This window comes from Sporolactobacillus terrae DSM 11697, assembly GCF_000648615.1.
GTDB lineage: Bacteria > Bacillota > Bacilli > Bacillales > Sporolactobacillaceae > Sporolactobacillus > Sporolactobacillus terrae.
Window position 1 is genome coordinate 1 of sequence record NZ_JFZC01000044.1, and the last position, 17,945, is coordinate 17,945.

Genomic DNA, 17,945 nt, shown 5'->3' on the forward strand with positions numbered 1-17,945 from the left:
ATTCAAAAAATCAAGTGAAATCAGGTTGGCTGCATCCTGGTGAGCAAAATCCCGAAAAAACGGCAAGCGGTGAATAATTCAGGATAAATGATGTGATTTTTTTGACATTTAGTTAAGATTAGAAAAATTGGATTGACCAGATCCTACCTCCGCAGAATGCAGGGACTTTCACGTTATGCACGAACAACACTTCAGCTGCTCGCTGGCACGCATCAACAAGGCGCGATCCCGAAGACGTGTCGCGCTTTCGTACGGGATGCGGTGGCTCACGCGTTGTGCACAGGACGTACTTTCACAGGATCTGGTTGTTTTCGTTAGCTTTTCAGGATTTCGCTTTAACCTCGAGGGTGTGCTGTTGGTCTGTGTCTTCATGGTTTTGCATCAACGCTTCGGTCGCTCGCAACAAACGCAATCCCCGGGTGCCCGACCATCTTCAATCAAGTCAATGTTATGATCTTGAACCCATCGCTGCGCTGAACATAAAATAAAACCGTCTGTTGCCCGTATTTTCAGGGCAAACAGCCGGCGGTTTGATACGTGCTCGCTTATTTTCGCTTTTTGTTCGTTTTCTTTATCGGCTTCTGATCCAGATCAAATCTGAAGGTAAAATTATCTTTGTTTTTCTTAAACGCATGCGTCTTGTGCACCTGTGGCGAAAAGGTGCGGACATACACCTTGTCATGGGTAAGGTCAAAGCCCATTACCCGAATATAGCCCTGCCCGCCTTTGACCGATTGATAGTCGGATAAGATCTGCATGACTTTGCGATCCGGTTTCCCATCACGGTTGTCGTCAATCGTGTCGACACGCCGGGCGGCGCCATAACTGTGACCGTTCATTACCATGCGCACATTGCGGTTCGGCTTGACCACTTTTTCAAACAGCATCTGCCCTTGTACGGTTCGTTTTCCATAGCTTCCAAGATAGTCATGGACAAATAAAATGGCAATACGGTCGCGATAGGCATGAAGCACCTGATTCATCCAGGCAATTTCCTGACCGCCAATCCCCCAGCCCATTCCCAGCATAATGTATTTCTGACCATTGGTGTTAATTAAATCAAAATGGCCGCGATTATTTTTATAAGAACCGCCATACCATGGGTTCCAGAGATAACGCGTTTCGCCAAAATAGCGATCAAACGGCCGATAATCTTTCTTGTAACCCACATCATGATTTCCGGTAATCATACCATAAGGAACTTCTGCGTCATCGAGTATTTTCATGGCTTTGTTCGCCGTTTTCCATTGATAAGGCTGGTCGTCATTATTAACAATATCGCCTAAGTGGAAAATATAGCGCAGCTTGAGCGCATCCCGATTGGCAACAAACCATCGATTCATCCGCTTGAAAATATCGGGATGCGAACGGCTGTAATACTGAGTGTCCGGCAGTACACCAAACGTAAAATCAATCGAATCAATGCCTTTAAACAGTTTGTGCGCAACCTTAGATTCTTGCGCGACGGGTTCCAGTCTGTTAAAAAAAACAGAATGCATCAATTGAGCGCCTTCGGCGTGGCGTGCTGCACCAGCAGACTGAAGATTTGCTTCACTTTGCTTCCCGGGAGGAAAAAGGCTGAACACTCCTGAAATCACGCAAGTCAAGAACATGAGAACAATGATTAGTTCAATGGCAAGATAATGACGCCATTTGCTGCGATTCATAACGATTTCTCCCTTCCTTGACGGACCATTAACCGGGAGGGCATGCTCGCCAAATTCAGTTTTCCTTCCGGTGAACATGTCAACGTACTCCTGCGTCCATAATCAATCTTAAATTGCGCAGATTAGGAGATTTTCATGCATGAAAAAAGGAACGCTTCGCCAAAATTAAAGCGAAACGTTCCTTTTAGTGGTGTGATCAGAAGGTAGGCGGTGTGACGTCGCTTGGAATCAGACATTCATAAACGTCTCCGGCAAGCCTTTCCTTCAATTCTCGTTTTGCTTCTTTGAGCAAGTCTAGATCTTGTACCGCCTTCAAAGCAGTGCAGGCCATCGCTTCAGCTGCGAATAATGCAGCATTCAGCGCATAATCTTGCGTGCCCTGTGCAACCACTTGCCATGTATGCGGGACGGTTGCAAAAGCCCAGGTTGCCGTGACGCATTGTGCGGTCGGCACGTTCCAGCTGACATCCGAAACATCGGTTGACCCTTCCATAAACAGATCGTGTTCTGGGCAAGGGTGTACCCAATCTGCAAGCGGCGCTTGGCCAATCTTATCTTTTTGCTGTGCATTCAGCTGTTTCATTGCAAAGGTTTTCTCGGGTTCACCGAGTGACGCATAGATCGCTTTGATAAAGGCTTCATCTTTCACCGACAGCTTGGGATAGCCGATTTCTTCCATAAATGCTGCCATGACTTGGTGAAGAGCCGTGTTGGGAATCAGATTGCAGCAGCCGCCTTCAATTTGGACGCTCATTTTCGTGTCCGTCATTAGCGCAGCACCTTTGGCAACATTGACGACGCGTTCAAACAGCTTCTTCACTTCATCCGGCTTTGGCGAGCGAACAAGGAATCGCTCCTCAGCAATCGATTGCACAACATTTGGCGAAACGCCGCCGCTATTGGTTACCGCGTAGTGAATGCGCGCTTTGTCTGCCATATGCTCCCTTAAATAATTGACGCCGACATTCATCAGCTCAAGGGCGTCGAGCGCGCTGCGGCCCAGTTCAGGCAAAGCGGCTGCATGAGCGCTCACGCCTTTGAACGTGAACCGCGCTTCGATAACCGCATTGGATGAGAGATGCTGAACTGCGTTGCATGAATGCGGATGCCAGGAAAACGCTGCATCAACATCGTTAAAACAACCTTCCCGTGCCATATAAGCTTTACCGTTGCCGCTTTCTTCCGCGGGACAGCCATAGTAACGCACCGTCCCCTTTAACTGATGTTTGATCATGTATTCCTTCGCCGCAAAAGCAGCCGCCAGTGATCCGACCCCGAGCAGATTATGACCACAGCCGTGTCCGTTTCCGTTCGCTACAATCGGATCATGTACGGTTCGGTCTTTCTTCTGACTGAGACCGGCAAGTGCATCAAATTCACCGAGAAAGGCGATCACCGGTTTTCCGCTTCCGTAACTGCCGATAAAACCGGTTTTCAATCCTGCGACTCCGCGTGTCACCGTGAAGCCTTCGTTTGCCAATGCTTGACTGAGCAATTCCGCCGACTTGACTTCGCCGAAGTGCAGTTCGGCATAGTCCCACACCTGTTCACTAAGCGCTTGATACGTCCTTCTTTTTTCATTAATGATGCGTTTGATTTCGTCAATGAATGTCACGATGGATGCTCCTTTATTCAATTATTCGGCTGCAAAGTCAGTGAGTAAATAAGCCATATGCACACTGCCGTTTACATAATCATTCATTCGAATCGATTCATTCGGTGCATGCGCTTTTGATTGAACCCAGCCGACACCGGTGCTCACAATCGGCAGATGCAGGTATTCATTGAAGACATACATTGGACCGGTGCCCGCCGAATTGGGATACATGATGGCTTCATGCTCATATGCCTCTTCGGCTGTTTTCTTAACTAGGTTCAAGAACGGATCATGAATGTCTGAACGGTAGGCACGTTGCGATTCAATCAAGTCAACGGTAATGTCTGAGAATCCATGGCGGGCAAGATGACGCTTGAAGCAGGCAAGCAAATGCTCCCCGGTCTGTCCCGGAACCATCCGGCAATCGATCTTCACCTTTGCCTCCTTAGGAAGCACCGTTTTCGCACCTTCACCGGTATAACCGCTCACCATCCCGCAGATTGTAAAGGTTGGCGCAAGCATCAGCGCATCTTGCGCTACCTCGCCTCGCGCGGCCGTAATCAGCGGCCGCGTGATCTTATAGGTATCCCGCAATGCCTCTTCCTCAAATGGAATGGCGCGGACAAGTTTGATCAGTTCTTCATCCGGCGCTTCGATTTCATCGTAAAAGCCTTCAACGGTAATGTCGTTGTTCTGATTTTTCATGCTGCTGAGGGCCTGGACAATCCGCCATGCCGGATTGTCCACAACCGCAGCCAGTGAGGAATGAAGATCAATGGCTGCACTCTTGGCATGAAATTCATAATAAGCCGATCCCTTAATCCCTGCATAGAGCTGAACACGTTCTTTGGCATCGGTACTGCCAAATTCCCAAATACAGGCATCTGACTGGAAGAGCTCTGCATACTTTTTCAAATAAACAGGCAGACTTGGACTGCCGATCTCTTCCTCACCTTCAATAAGAAACTTAACGTTGCACGGGAGTCCGCTCGTTTCCTCAAGTGCTTTGATCGCTGCAATACGCTGCATCAGCGTGCCTTTATTATCAGCCGTACCGCGAGCGTAGAGAATGCCCTCCTTGAGCGTTGCCTCAAAGGGTTCAGAATCCCATTCATCGAGCGGATCCGGCGGCTGAACGTCGTAGTGATCATAGAAAAGCAACGTCTTCGCCGTATTGCCGCCATCGCCTGCCGGCAAGAATCCGTAAATCACAGGATTGCCGCCAAGATCATCCAGCACTTTCACCTCAGCACCGATTCCGGTCAGCAGATCACTCACGAAGGCAACGGTTTCCGGAATGGCTCGATGCTGCGCCGATACCGACGGCAGGTTTAAATAGTGATCCAAAAGCTCTAACGATTGGTTTGCTTGGTCATGCACGGCATGCTTTAATTGTTCTCTCATGTTGTTGCTCATCATTCATCGCTTCCTCATCGTAGTTTCGCGTCGAACGCGCATTGCTCGATCCTTGCCTCTCGAAAGACTCGCGTTTCCTGAAAAAATTTAAACAGCTGACTCAAAGTGAGCAGCTGTTTAAATAAAGACCATTTCAATGGTAACGAATTATTTCTTATAAGCCCATTTCTGGAAATTAGCTACTGTACCTGGCCAATAAGCTGACGCACCGCCGTATGCAAGATCTTTGCTCTTTACAACCACTTCATGGTCGGAATAAAGCGTAATGACCGGCATATCATTCTCCCAGATTTTTTGCAGATTGCTGTAAATCGTTTTACGTTTTGCACTGTCTGGTTCTTCTTTACCTTGAGCAATCAATTTAACTGCTTCCGGATTATTGTATTTCATGAAGTTGTAAGCCCCGTTTGGTCCGTACAGAGCCGAAACATCCGGGTCAAGGTTGAATGTAAATCCGATCAGGAGCAGGTCAAAATCACCAGCCTTACCTTTTTGCATGATCGTTGGGAAGTCATACGTTGTTTCTTTAACTTTAACGCCGATTGCTTTGAAGTTCTGGACGATGATGTCGGCAGATTGTTCACGTACTTTGTTTCCGATTGGTACAACGAAGTTCAGCGTCTTGTTGAAGTCCCATCCGGCATCCTTCAGCATTTGTTTTGCTTTCTTAGGATCGTACTTGATTACGTTTGTGCTCTTATCAAGATAAGGGCTCTGTGATGTGTATGGTCCGTCGACAATTTCGCCGTTTCCTTTGAGCAGTTTGTCTACAATTTGCTGACGGTCAATCGCATAAGCAAGTGCTTGACGGACTTTTGCATTTGGCAGCGTCTTGGTGTTGTACTGCATCGTTTGGAATCCGATCTGCGGATGAATTTCCGTTGTTACATTTTTCAGCTTCTTCGCTGTTTCAACATCTTGGAACGGCAAGTTGCCGATACCGCCGGATGTATTCGCTTGAATCGATCCGGATTGAAGTTCACTTAACAGGTTTGGTGCCTGCATGATTTTGATAAAGAATTTAGGTGTTTTGGGTTTACCAAGATAGTAGTCATTGTTTGCTTTGTATTGAATGTACGTATTCTTGTTATAGGTAACAAATTTATAAGGTCCGTTGGTTACATTCGGTGCCTGTACATATTTGCTCTTTGAAAAATCTTCAGGAGCGATATCTTTGAGCACATGTTGCGGCATCGTAATAATCTTCGTACCGATCATTTCTTTGATGTAGTTCGGGTCAACCGGCTTCTTTGTTTTGAAGGAAACCGTATGTTCGTCAATCTTTTTCAAGTTCGGGATCGTTTTCGCGCCGCCCGTTAATTTACCGTTATCGTCAAGTCCGGTCAGTGTCGAAATGTTCGAGCCTACGGCAACTTCAGTTTTTGGGTTTGCAATTAAATTAAAGGTAAACACAACGTCATCCGCGGTTACCGGTTTGCCGTCGGTCCACTTTGCCTTCGGATTCAGTTTAATTGTATAGGTCTGATTGTCCGATGTATCAATCGATGTTGCCAATTTTGGCTGGAATTTCAATGGTGAGGTCATGTCAAGGAAAGCATCCAGCATGACGCGGATCGCGAACTGACCGCCAATATCCCCGGTATTAATCGGGTTAAATCCACCCGGAGGATTGACCGTACCAAGGTAAATCGTGTCTTTTGTCTTACCGCCCGATGTGCCTGAACTGCCGCCACCACATGCGGCAAGAAGCAGAAGAGACATCACCATTAATGAGGTAATCATATAACTCAGAATACGTTTTGGCGTCGATTTGTGTCGTTTCATTGTGTTGTTTGCATCCCCTTTTTTATCTGAATTTATTTCGCGTTCTGCGACTCAATGGCGTCGCGGAGACCGTCACCGATAAAGTTTACCGAAAGAACGGCCAGCAAGATCATCAAGCCCGGCGGAATCCACAGCCAAGGCTGTGAGGAAAGTACCGTGATCGATTCCGCCTGTGTAAGCATGTTCCCCCAACTTGCTGCCGGGGGCCGAACTCCCATCCCAAGGAAGCTTAAGGATGCTTCCATGATGATGGCCGAAGCGACACCGAACGTTGCGTTTACTAAGATTGGTGCGAGTGCATTCGGAAGGATGTGCTGAAAAAGAATCTTTGGCGTCGAATAGCCGAGTGCAACACCTGCCTTTACGTAATCCATTTCTTTTATTGAAAGCACACTGCCCCTGACTAAGCGGGCAATGGCCGGCCAACCAAGAAGACCAATGACAAGCGTGATGTTAAACAAGCTTGGTCCGATGATACTCACCAGCACAAGAATGACCATAAAATACGGGAAAGACATAAACACATCGGTCAAACGCATGATGAGCATATCGACCCAGCCGCCAAAATAACCGGCAACCAGACCGAGTACAATGCCAATGGCAACATAGATCGCAACGGCGCCAATACCAACAGCGACCGAGACTTGTGCACCAAAGATCAGTCGACTCATCACATCACGGCCGACCGGATCGGTGCCCAGCCAGTGTGCTGCAGATGGCGGTGCCTCAAATTCATTGAAAATTTTTGCCGGATCTTGAGGCGCGATCACCGGTGCCAAAAGAGCAATTAACAGGATTAAGAGAAAGACAACAACGCCTACACATGCAAGGCGATGCTTTAAAAATCGCCGCATAACCATATGCAGATAGGTTTCTTCTTTTTCGAACTGAACGGCCATCTGCCCAGTTTCCGTACCGGCCATTTCCGGCACGTTCTTGTTCGGATTTAATTTCATCCCCATGTGACCTGATCCTCCTTAGTCGTACCGTATTCTTGGGTCCGCGACAGCATAAAGGATATCTGTCAGCAAGTTTGCAAAAAGTACGGTACATGCTGCAAGCAGATTAATCGCCATCAGTGTCGAATAATCCCGGGACGTAATCGATTGAATGGTGAGCAGTCCGAGACCCGGCCATTGGAAGACCTGCTCGGTAACGATCGCACCGCCAATCAAGAGTGGAATGTCAATCCCGATTACGGTGATGATCGGGATTAAGGAATTCCGAAGGGCATGTTTATTTGTGATCAAAAACTGTGACAATCCCTTTGCTTTAGCGGTTCGCAAATAATCTTTGCCTAGCACATCCAGCATACTGGAACGAACATAGCGAACCATGTTGCCGCCGATCCCGGTTGCCAGTACCAGAACCGGAAGCACAAGGTGATTGAACGTATCGATAAAGCTGCCATCTCCGCCGAGCGTGTTCATACTTCCGGTTGGGAACCAGAGTAATTTGCTGGCAAAGACATAAATAACACCAAGTCCTAAGAAAAAATGCGGTACCGAGATACCGAAGAATGAAAAACCGGTAACGAGGTAATCAATCCACGAATTTTGCTTTCTCGCACAGATAATGCCGAGCGGAATCGCAATCAAATAGCCGACAATCAGTGAAACGCCCATCAGCAGAACGGTTGGACCAACATGAGCCATCAGAATCTGTGTCACCGGTTCACGCGTTGAATAGGAGAATCCGAGATTGCCATGCAATAGTTGAACAATCCAATTCCAATATTGTACCCAGATTGGCTGATCAAGACCTAGGGCATGTTTTGTCGCTGCGAGTTGTTCAGGTGTCGCGGACGGATTGACCATCATATCGACCGGATTTCCTGGAGCAAGATTAATAATGAAAAAGTTCAGTATGGTTACCCCGAAAAGCACGGGAATGGCGATCAAAATTCGCCGTATGATGTATTGAAGCACCTAAAATCCTCCTTTCAAACTTTTCCTTCATCAATAGGGAAGTGACAAGCAACAAGATGGTCTTTACCGGTTAATCCCGGAGCCTTCTCACGGCAAATATCCTTTGCGAAAGGACAACGTGTATGGAACACGCAGCCCTTCGGCGGATTGGCAGGGCTTGGAACATCGCCTTCAATGACCATCTGAGTACGATTACGCTCATGCGGGTTCGGTATCGGATAAGCATTCAGCAGAATTTCCGTATACGGATGTTTCGGATGCTCGAAAATTTCCCGTGTCGTTGCCAGCTCCATAACCTTGCCCAAATACATCACCGTAATTCGATCGCTGATGTACTTCACGGCGCCAAGACCATGAGCAATAAACACATAAGTCAAATTCAAGCTTTTTTGAAGATCCTTAAGCAAGTTAAGTACCTGCGCCTGAATCGACACATCGAGTGCGGAAACCGGTTCATCGCAGATAATCAATTTTGGTCTCAGCATCAGTGCTCGGGCAATACCGATACGCTGGCGCTGACCACCGGAAAATTGATGCGGATAACGGTTTTTGTATTGTTTTGGAAGCCCCACAATTTCCATGATTTCATTAACTTTCTTTTCTGCTTCCGCCTTCGTTGCCATCTTGTGTGCGAGCAACGGTTCCGCAAGCAAGTCGCCGATGCGTTTTCTTGGATTCAATGAAGAATAGGGATCCTGAAAGATGATCTGCAGATCGGTGCGCAGCTTACGCATCTCTTTTTGCGAGACCGTTGCCAAATCTTTGCCCTGAAAGAGGACTTGTCCGGCTGTCGGATCTTCCAGTCGCACTAAGGAACGGCCCGTTGTGGATTTGCCGCAGCCGGACTCGCCGACAATTCCCATCGTCTCACCAGGGTAGATATCGAAACTGACATCATCAACAGCCTTGACGTAACCCACTGTCCGCGAAATAACGCCCTTTTTAATTGGATAATACTTTTTCAAATGCCTGACTTGAAGTAATGGCTTTTCCTGATCCAGTGGCATGTTCACGAGCTCACTTCCTTTTCAGCGTGCTGCTTTTCAGCATGTTTCTTTTCATAATTCTTTTCTTCCTCTTCATAGAGAAAACAGCGAATACTGTGAGCCTGTTTGTCTTCAATCGGTTTGAGCTCCGGCTTTTCAGCCAGACAACGCTTCATCGCATGCGGGCAGCGATCGTAAAAGCGGCAGCCCTTCGGCATGTTGCGGGCACTCGGCACTGATCCCGGAATGGAATTAAGACGCATATCATCCGGATTGGTAATATGCGGGATTGATTTCATCAAGCCGAGCGTATACGGATGTTTGGGATTATCGAACAACGTATACACATCGGTTTCCTCAACGACCTGTCCTGCATACATAACCGCGACCTTATCCGCCATTTCCGCAACAACGCCGAGGTCATGCGTAATCAAAATGATCGCTGTGTTGGACTCTTCGCGCAGTTTCTTCATTAACTTAAGGATTTGTGCTTGGATCGTTACATCGAGAGCGGTTGTCGGTTCATCGGCAATCAGCAGTTTCGGTTTACAACTGAGCGCCATGGCAATCATTACACGCTGCCGCATTCCTCCGGACAATTTGTGCGGATATTCATCAATGATGCCTTCTGCTCGCGGAATACCGACTTTTTTCAGCATCTCAATGGCATAGCTGCGTGCATCCGCCCTTGAATAGTTCATATGTAAGCGGATGCCTTCGGTAAGCTGATCGCCAATGGTAAGCACAGGATTGAGTGAAGTCATCGGTTCTTGGAAAATCATTGAAATATCATTTCCACGAATCTTGCGCATTTTCGCCTCGCTTGCGTGCGCAAGATCTTTGTCTTCGAAACGAATCGACCCTTCGGTGACAGAACCGTTTCGATCAAGCAGATGCATGATCGACAGAGAGGTGACGGATTTCCCGCAGCCGGACTCGCCAACAAGGCAAATCGTTTCCCCCTCTTTCAAATCAAAGCTCACTTCGTCAACGGATGTAACCGGGCCTTTATCCGTTTGGAATTCAGTTTTAATCTTGTCTACCTTTAAGAGTTCACCCAATGCGTTGTCCCTCCTTATTATTTTCCGGCAGCTGCAAATGCGGTAAGTTCCGGTATATCGCTGTTGCACAAATACTGGTTAACCAGCGCCAAGAATGCCTTTCCCGCAACCAGCATCACCCGTTCATCAAAGTTGAACTTCGGGTGGTGATGCGGGTAGCTGGCGCCGACTTCAGGATTGCCGGCACCGGAGAACCAGAACATGCCTGGTTTCTTCAAAAGATAATTTGAGAAATCTTCGCCGCCCATTTGAGGGGCTATTTCGACAGCTGTACCTTCGCCGAAAGTTTGATCCATGACTTTTTTGAACACATCGGTTTCTTTTTCATGATTGTAGACCGCAGGATAACCGTCTCGATAATCAACAGAACCTTGTGCATGGTAAGCAGCACAGACATTTTCAACAATAGAGGCGAGTTCTTTTTTTACCTTCTCACGCACAGCGGGGTCAAAGGTTCGTACGGTTCCTTCCATCGTTGCCGTATCGGCAATCACGTTCGGCGCCACGCCGGCGTTAAATTTCCCAATCGTTACAACTGCCGCCTGCTGTGGATCAACTTCCCGGCTGACGATCATCTGAATTTGGTTGACGACCTGCGAAGCAACAGCGACCGAGTCAATCGACAGATGCGGTGCCGAACCATGACCTCCTTTCCCTTGGATATGGATTTTCAAATAGTCGGCTGCAGCCATGAAATAGCCTTTGCGGTAGCCGATTGTGCCAAAGGGAACGGTGCTCCAAAGATGCGTTCCGAACACCAGATCAACCTCTTCAAGGCAACCATCCTTAATCATGGCCTGGGCGCCCCCCGGTGGAAATTCCTCTGCCGGCTGGTGCAGCAGCACAACATCTCCGGCAAGTTCTGCGCGATGGGCTTGAAGCACTTTTGCCGTACCAAGGAGGGTCGCGGTATGCCCGTCGTGGCCGCATGCATGCATGACATTCGGAACCTTTGATTTATAGGGAACATCGGTTTCTTCGTTGATCGGAAGTGCATCGAAATCAGCGCGCAGGGCAACGGTCAGTCCCGGCTTTTCGCCGTGGATGCGGGCGACAATGCCAAAACCGCCCACATGCGTTTGAATGTCGGTAATACCGAAACGCTTTAATTTTTCTAAAATAAATGCGGACGTTTCTGCTTCTTGCGTTGAGAGTTCCGGATGTTGGTGCAAATATCTGCGCCATTCCACCATTGTTTCGTATTCTTTTTCTAAGTCATCAGACCATGACGCGCTCATTTTCTGACCCCCTGTATTGATTTAATAATCTGCAGTGCACAACAATAAAAATAATAATTTATTTTCAGAATTCGGAAAATCTATAACGCAATTATAATCAACAAAAATCTAATAGTCAAAAAAATTCTTAATATAATAAATCATTTTTATGTTATTTATGTCATAATTTCTCACATATAATGCGGATTCTACATTAAAAAAATTTTTTAATCCGCATTTTTTAGAATTCAAGAGAATTATTTGTTGAAACATGATAGAATTTATTACAATAATAATAAATTATTACGAATGAAACAATACAAAAAAGAACAAATTGTCTAAATTAATGGTTCGGTGTATTCTTAATTTGTCATTTTTAATGATTCGCTTGCTCCATTCCGCACATCGATAAAGGTATGACTAACAAGGGGAGATCACCATTGAACGAAAAGAATAATACAGACACCAGTGAAGTCATCCGCCAATTACGTGCTGTTCCTGCTGTGCAGCAAGCATTGTCTTTCCTTGCTGAGGACAATGCCCGCACAACCACTGAGCAAATTGCGTTGACTGCTGTACCCGCGCCGCCATTTAAAGAAAACGCCCGTGCCGCTTGGATGGCGGAGCGTTTTCATGCACTAGGGCTGAAATCCGTTTATACTGATAAAGAAGGAAATGTACTTGGCCTGCTTCCGGGAAAATCTAGTGAACAGAAAATCGTTGTTTCCGCTCACTTAGATACGGTTTTCTCGGAAGATACGTCCATTGATCCAATGGTGAAAGACGGCGTTGTTTATGCGCCGGGGATCGCCGATGACGGCCGCGGGCTGGCGGTGCTGCTCACCTTGATTCGCGCACTCATCACTTCTGAAATTAAACCGCAGCACACGCTCCTGTTTGTCGCTACGGTCGGCGAAGAAGGCCTTGGCGATTTACGCGGCGTTAAATCCTTGTTTCAAACAAGGAAGGACATCGGCGGATTTATTTCGATCGAGCCGGGGACGCCGGAACGGATCACGGCAACCGCAGTCGGCAGTCATCGCTACAGAATCGTAGTCAAAGGCCCCGGTGGCCACAGCTTTGGCAATTTCGGTACCCCAAGCGCGATTCATGCACTTGGGCGCGCAATTGCCAAAATCAGTGAACTCACAGTACCAAAAAATCCGGTCACTACGTTCACAGTGGGTACGGTGAGCGGCGGTACGTCCATCAATTCTATTGCCGAGCACGCTGAGATGGGGCTCGACATGCGTTCGGTCGCCCAGGATGCACTGCTTGAATTAGAAAAACAAGCATTGGCCTGCGTCCGCCAAGCGGTTAAAGAAGAAAACGCGCGCTGGAAAAAAACGGACTTGATTCAGGCAGAAATCGAGCGTGTCGGCGAACGTCCTGCCGGAACGCAGAAAGAAACAGATCCTGCCGTTCAGACAGCGGTTGCCGCGATTCGCTCCTTCAGTCTACAGCCCCAGCTTGAACCAATGAGCACCGATTCCAATGTTGCGATTCATAAAGGCATCCCCGCACTGACCTTAAGCGGCGGCGGCAGATGCGGCGGCATGCATACACTTGCGGAGTATTATGACCCGAAAGATGCTTATGTCGGTGCACAGGCCGTGCTCTTAACAGTACTCGGCTTTTCAGGAATTGAAGATACCGTGCCGTCTGTTCTGTTTGCAACCTAAAAATGCACGTTTAGCTTTCGTTCACTAATCAGTGAAACCATATAAAAGGAGTCTTCACATTGCCAAATAGCGTTACAGATACTGAACTCGAACAAAAATTGATTGATTGCCGCCGTCAGCTGCATGAACATCCGGAGCTGTCGTTTGAAGAATATGAAACAACGAAGGCGCTGAGAGGTTGGCTTAACGAGGCGGGCGTTGAAACGCTTGAACTTCCGCTTGAAACCGGCGTGCTGGCCGTCATTCGCGGCGCAAAGCCCGGCCCGGTCATCTGCCTGCGCACAGATATTGACGCGCTGCCCATTCAGGAGGAAACGGGACTTCCTTTTGCTTCAAAAGTTCCGGGCAAGATGCATGCTTGCGGACACGACTTTCATACCGTATCCATTCTTGGCGCAACACTGCTGCTTAATGAACGAAAAGCAGAATTGGAAGGTACCGTCAAGGTCATCTTCCAGCCCGCTGAGGAAAATGGCGGCGGTGCGCTCAAGGTCCTCGAAACCGGCGTACTCGATGATGTCCAAGCCATTTTCGGTATGCACGACATGCCGCATCTGCCGACAGGAACGATCGGCATCAAACCCGGGCCGCTCATGGCTGCCGTTGATAAATTTACGATTGATGTTGAGGGAATTGGAACCCATGCAGCGGCACCTGAAAAAGGGATCGATTCGATTGTCGTCGCCTCACATATCATTACCGCACTGCAATCCATTGTTGCGCGCAATGTCTCGCCGCTGAACAACGCAGTCATCAGCGTCACACGTCTTGAAGCCGGAAACACTTGGAACGTGCTGCCGCAAACCGCTCAAATGGAAGGCACCGTGCGTACCTTCCAAGAGCATGTTCGCGATGGTATCCCGGCAAAGATGCAACGTGTCGTTGAAGGCGTTGCTGCAGGACTTGGCGCCAAAGGAACTCTGCATTTTACAAAACTTGGCCCGGCAACAATTAACAATGAAAAACTAGCGGAATGGTCCATTGACACCGCGAAGGCTTCAGGGCTCAACGTGATCACACCGACACCGTCTACAGCGGGCGAAGACTTTGCCGAATACATGAAAAAGATACCGGGCGCCTTCTACTTTATGGGTGTATCCGGAACCTCGGGACTCCATCATCCTGATCTGATCATTGATGAAAAAGCCATTCTTCCTAGTGCTAAATTTTTTGCGAATCTTGCCATCGCTATGGTTAAAAAAGTACGTGCGTTGTAATAAAAGGATCGATCCCAAAAGCTAACTGATGATGCGCGCAGTGCCCCTTTTGGAACCGTCTCCGTCATTCAAAATCACAAAGCTTGTTAAGCGCGATCAAGAAGAGGGTATCACATCGTCATCGACGTTGAGATACCCTCTTCTTTGTTTTACCCTTTACGATTCCCGTACCTTTTTCACTTTACTCAGATAGCGGTAAATTGAAGCTTCCGACGTACACAACTCTTGAGCAACAATGCTGACAATCCCTTTTAACAGAAAAATGCCGTTCTCGTTTAATTTCTCAATAATCGCAATCCGTTCCTCCTGAGACATACGCTCCGGAGGAATGTTTACCCCACCGACAATCTCTTTAATGCTTTCTTTGGCCAAGTCCTCAATCGACGGACTCAGATGTTCGACGGCCGGCGGCTTTTCTTTCTTCTTTTCGATCGGCCGCTGCACGCCGACAAATTGACTCAAGTAGGCAATGACACGCTCCATTTTTCGATAGTCACTATTAATACAGAGCATGCCGATAATATCATCTTTCGTGTTTCGTATGAAGAATGTTGACGAGCGCAGTACCGTTCCATCTTTCGCCACACCTTCATAATTGGTGATATAGCTTTTATTTTTGGCGCGGCCCTCCTTCAACATCTTCAACATTAAATTGGTCACTGGAGCGCCGAGCTCGCGACCGCTTAAATTCGTTTTACCGATCGCGACCACCGAATGTTCAAGATCAGTCACGTCATGAAGAATGATCTCAGTATCATCTCCAAGAACCTCACTTAGAAACCCAACCAACGCTCTGTAACAGTCTAATTCCGCGTTAATAAAATCACCGCCCTTACTTCTCAAAACGTAAAAAATATAATAAATAATTATTGTAATGATAAATGATTCACACTTATTTTTCAACTGCACATTTGCTGTTTCATTGCTTACAAAGATGCGTGTGCCGATCGTTTCCCTGCCGCATTTCGAGACACTTCACGCCATGCATAGATACATATGGCGCACCAAATGAACAAAAAGGAAAGGAACTGGATCCGATCCATCGATTCATGAAAAAGAAACACCCCAATCAGAAAAGCAGATGAAGGCGTCATATATTGGAAGAATCCAATCATTGTCAAAGGAATCCGCTTCGCTCCTTCAGCGAACCAGATTAAGGGAAGTGCAGTCAGAATTCCGGCACCGATCAGCAGAAGTGCGGTTGTACCCGAAAAAGCGGTCTGCAGGCCGGAGGTTGTATAAGTATGAACCGTAAGCACAACGACAGCAATCGGAACGATAAGCAGCGTCTCAATGCTCATCCCGATCAATGCATCAAGCTTAATGATTTTTTTACAAAAGCTGTACATACCTGACGTTGCTGCAAGAGCCAGCGCAAGCCACGGGACGACGCCAAAATGAACGGTCACCAGCAGGACACCTGTAAAAGCAAGTGCAAGAGAAAGCCATCCCCAGGCATCACTCCGTTCCTTAAAAAATAGAATCCCGATCAGCATACTCACAAGCGGAATCATGAACAAACCAAGACTTGCATCTAAGACATGCTGATGGCCAACGGCCCATACATAGAGCATCCAATTTGTGCTGATTGCCAGTGAACCGGCAAAGACAATGAGCAGTTGTTTCGGTTGATGAATGAGCTCTATCGTTTTCAGACATAAGCATCTAAATCGTCTGCGCAAGGCAATGACAAGCATCATAAATACAAAAGCCCAAATGATTCGATGCGCAAGCACTACCCATGAAGGGATTGCTGCAAGCCATTTCCAATAAACCGTGAGAAAGCCCCATATGGAAAAGGCTGAAAAAGTATAAATGATTCCAAGACGACGATCAGACAATACATTCACGCCCCACTCTGCTCAATTCAAGAGGATTACAGCCCCAGTTCATCGTGCTTCTCCCCCATCAGCGCAGAAAATCAGCAGCGATTTTCTTATAGATCTGAATGGAGTCAAAGAATGGCTGACGCGCCACATATTCATTGGGCTGATGAGCAGCCGGCGGGTAGCCCGGACCAACGACCGCAATCGGAAACGCTTTTTTTACTTGTGAAAAAAAAGCGCCATCGGTATACCCCGAAAATCCATAAGGTTCAATCGTCTTCCCACGAACCTCCTCGACGACCTGAACCAGCTGTTTCACAAAAGGATCATCTTTTGCTGTTTTAACCGGGAGCATGTCGTTAAGAATCTCGATCGTCGTTTTTAATTGCGGAATATCTTTTTGGACGGCATCAATGATCGCTTGTATCGACGCAATGATCGCTTGATGATTTTGCGAGGGCAGCGTTCGCATGTCAATTTCCACGGTACACTTATCGGCAATAACATTGGTACCGTTTCCACCACGGATTACATCAATGCTAGAGGTCGGCTCGCTGAGCAAATCATCCGGTTCAAACGTGAATCGAAACTCCGATTGAAATTTCGAGAGAAGCGCAATCATATGTTCATTGGCATTAATCCCGCAGCTCGGTGTTGAACCATGTCCCGTTTTTCCATATGTAGCTAAGCGCAGCCACAAAGCGCCTTTCTCAGCAATAGACACTTCATTATCCGTTGGTTCGCCGATCAGCACCGCATCAAGGTCGTCTGCATAACCACGCTTGACCAGCTGCTCGGCGCCAATTGATGACGTTTCTTCACCAACGGTCGCGATAAATTTAAGGGTTCCTTTAAACGGCGTCCCCTCTTCTTTCAATGCAATGAGTGCTGCGATCATCGCGGCAAGACCGCTTTTCATATCGGAAGCGCCTCGTCCATAGATCTTGCCGTCCACTTCTTCTGCTCCAAACGGATCATGATCCCAAGCGATCTCTCCGACCGGTACAACATCCATATGTCCGGTAAATGCCAGTGTCTTGCCAGGCTCCGCGCCTTTTAGTTCCGCGATCAGCTGATGCCGCTTTTCACCATAGACAATGACTTCGCTCGGAATCCCCGCCGCCTCAAAGGTTTTCTGAATAAGCGCCGCAGCCTCCGCTTCATTTCCCGGCGGATTGGTGGTATTTATTTTCAATAATTTTTTTAGCAGCGCTAGCGCTTTCTCATCGTTCATCGCCAATTCCTCTTCTCTTAAGCTGTAATCTGTTGTGTTTATAAGTTGTTTTAAAACGCTGGCATACAAACGTATTGGAGCATCGATTCGATAAGAAGCGATGCTGTGTCCATAAACCGCCAGCATCGCTTCTTTCACAATGAATACCGCCAAAAACAGCATTCGATGGATTAAGTATAACAAAATTCAAACAATTTAGGCAGTCGTTTACTTGAATCGTCTAAAAGTTTTCGAATTATACGAACAAAAATGAGATAGTCTGGGCAAAAATGTTGCAATGTTACGGATTTAGAGGGATCTGTTACGATTTCCACGATTACTGCTTGTGT

General features: G+C 47.4%; 14 protein-coding genes. 2 read left to right on the top strand and 12 right to left on the bottom strand.

All coding sequences use genetic code 11. The features are described from left to right. Window positions 1–545: 545 nt before the first annotated feature. The 9 genes from AA84_RS17590 to AA84_RS0109875 all read right to left on the bottom strand — a co-directional run bounded on the left by AA84_RS17590 (window position 546) and on the right by AA84_RS0109875 (window position 11,678). A complete protein-coding gene (locus AA84_RS17590; RefSeq protein WP_051575242.1) occupies window positions 546–1,745 on the bottom strand; it encodes a metallophosphoesterase in 1,200 nt (399 codons plus the stop codon). A 118-nt stretch (window positions 1,746–1,863) separates the two neighbouring features. Continuing rightward, window positions 1,864–3,282 (bottom strand): amidohydrolase, encoded by a 1,419-nt coding sequence (locus AA84_RS0109835; RefSeq protein ID WP_028977057.1) that lies wholly within the window; start codon window positions 3,280–3,282, stop codon window positions 1,864–1,866. Window positions 3,283–3,303: 21 nt separating this feature from the next. After that, window positions 3,304–4,680: a M20/M25/M40 family metallo-hydrolase gene (locus AA84_RS0109840; RefSeq protein ID WP_028977058.1), complete on the bottom strand. Its 1,377-nt coding sequence runs from the start codon at window positions 4,678–4,680 to the stop codon at window positions 3,304–3,306. Between the two features lie 147 nt (window positions 4,681–4,827). After that, window positions 4,828–6,465, bottom strand: coding sequence for an ABC transporter substrate-binding protein (locus AA84_RS0109845; protein ID WP_028977059.1), 1,638 nt, complete (start codon window positions 6,463–6,465; stop codon window positions 4,828–4,830). Window positions 6,466–6,497: 32 nt separating this feature from the next. Then, complete coding sequence (gene opp4C, locus AA84_RS0109850) at window positions 6,498–7,427, bottom strand: oligopeptide ABC transporter permease (protein WP_028977060.1); 930 nt, start codon at window positions 7,425–7,427, stop codon at window positions 6,498–6,500. Between the two features lie 15 nt (window positions 7,428–7,442). Then, the gene (locus AA84_RS0109855) at window positions 7,443–8,393 is read right to left on the bottom strand and encodes an ABC transporter permease (RefSeq protein WP_028977061.1); all 951 of its coding nucleotides are present in this window, start codon (window positions 8,391–8,393) and stop codon (window positions 7,443–7,445) included. Between the two features lie 14 nt (window positions 8,394–8,407). Beyond that, complete coding sequence (locus AA84_RS0109860) at window positions 8,408–9,400, bottom strand: ABC transporter ATP-binding protein (RefSeq protein ID WP_037563414.1); 993 nt, start codon at window positions 9,398–9,400, stop codon at window positions 8,408–8,410. Between the two features lie 2 nt (window positions 9,401–9,402). Further along, a complete protein-coding gene (locus AA84_RS18395) occupies window positions 9,403–10,440 on the bottom strand; it encodes an ABC transporter ATP-binding protein (protein ID WP_051577923.1) in 1,038 nt (345 codons plus the stop codon). Window positions 10,441–10,457: 17 nt separating this feature from the next. Further along, on the bottom strand, window positions 10,458–11,678 hold the full coding sequence (locus tag AA84_RS0109875) for a M20 family metallopeptidase (protein WP_028977064.1): 1,221 nt from the start codon (window positions 11,676–11,678) through the stop codon (window positions 10,458–10,460). 419 nt (window positions 11,679–12,097) lie between these two features. Between AA84_RS0109875 and AA84_RS17600 the strand changes: the two genes are divergently transcribed. Both AA84_RS17600 and AA84_RS0109885 read left to right on the top strand, forming a co-directional pair. Beyond that, the gene (locus AA84_RS17600) at window positions 12,098–13,339 is read left to right on the top strand and encodes a M20/M25/M40 family metallo-hydrolase (RefSeq protein ID WP_037563401.1); all 1,242 of its coding nucleotides are present in this window, start codon (window positions 12,098–12,100) and stop codon (window positions 13,337–13,339) included. Window positions 13,340–13,398: 59 nt separating this feature from the next. Beyond that, window positions 13,399–14,556: an amidohydrolase gene (locus AA84_RS0109885; RefSeq protein ID WP_028977065.1), complete on the top strand. Its 1,158-nt coding sequence runs from the start codon at window positions 13,399–13,401 to the stop codon at window positions 14,554–14,556. 156 nt (window positions 14,557–14,712) lie between these two features. On the opposite strand, the gene AA84_RS0109890 is transcribed toward AA84_RS0109885, so the two are convergent. The 3 genes from AA84_RS0109890 to AA84_RS0109900 are packed head-to-tail and all read right to left on the bottom strand — an operon-like array spanning window position 14,713 to window position 17,754. Further along, on the bottom strand, window positions 14,713–15,459 hold the full coding sequence (locus AA84_RS0109890; RefSeq protein WP_051575257.1) for a helix-turn-helix transcriptional regulator: 747 nt from the start codon (window positions 15,457–15,459) through the stop codon (window positions 14,713–14,715). 23 nt (window positions 15,460–15,482) lie between these two features. Next, window positions 15,483–16,406: an EamA family transporter RarD gene (rarD, locus tag AA84_RS0109895; protein WP_028977067.1), complete on the bottom strand. Its 924-nt coding sequence runs from the start codon at window positions 16,404–16,406 to the stop codon at window positions 15,483–15,485. Between the two features lie 58 nt (window positions 16,407–16,464). Continuing rightward, complete coding sequence (locus AA84_RS0109900; protein ID WP_236628083.1) at window positions 16,465–17,754, bottom strand: ArgE/DapE family deacylase; 1,290 nt, start codon at window positions 17,752–17,754, stop codon at window positions 16,465–16,467. Window positions 17,755–17,945 lie beyond the last annotated feature (191 nt).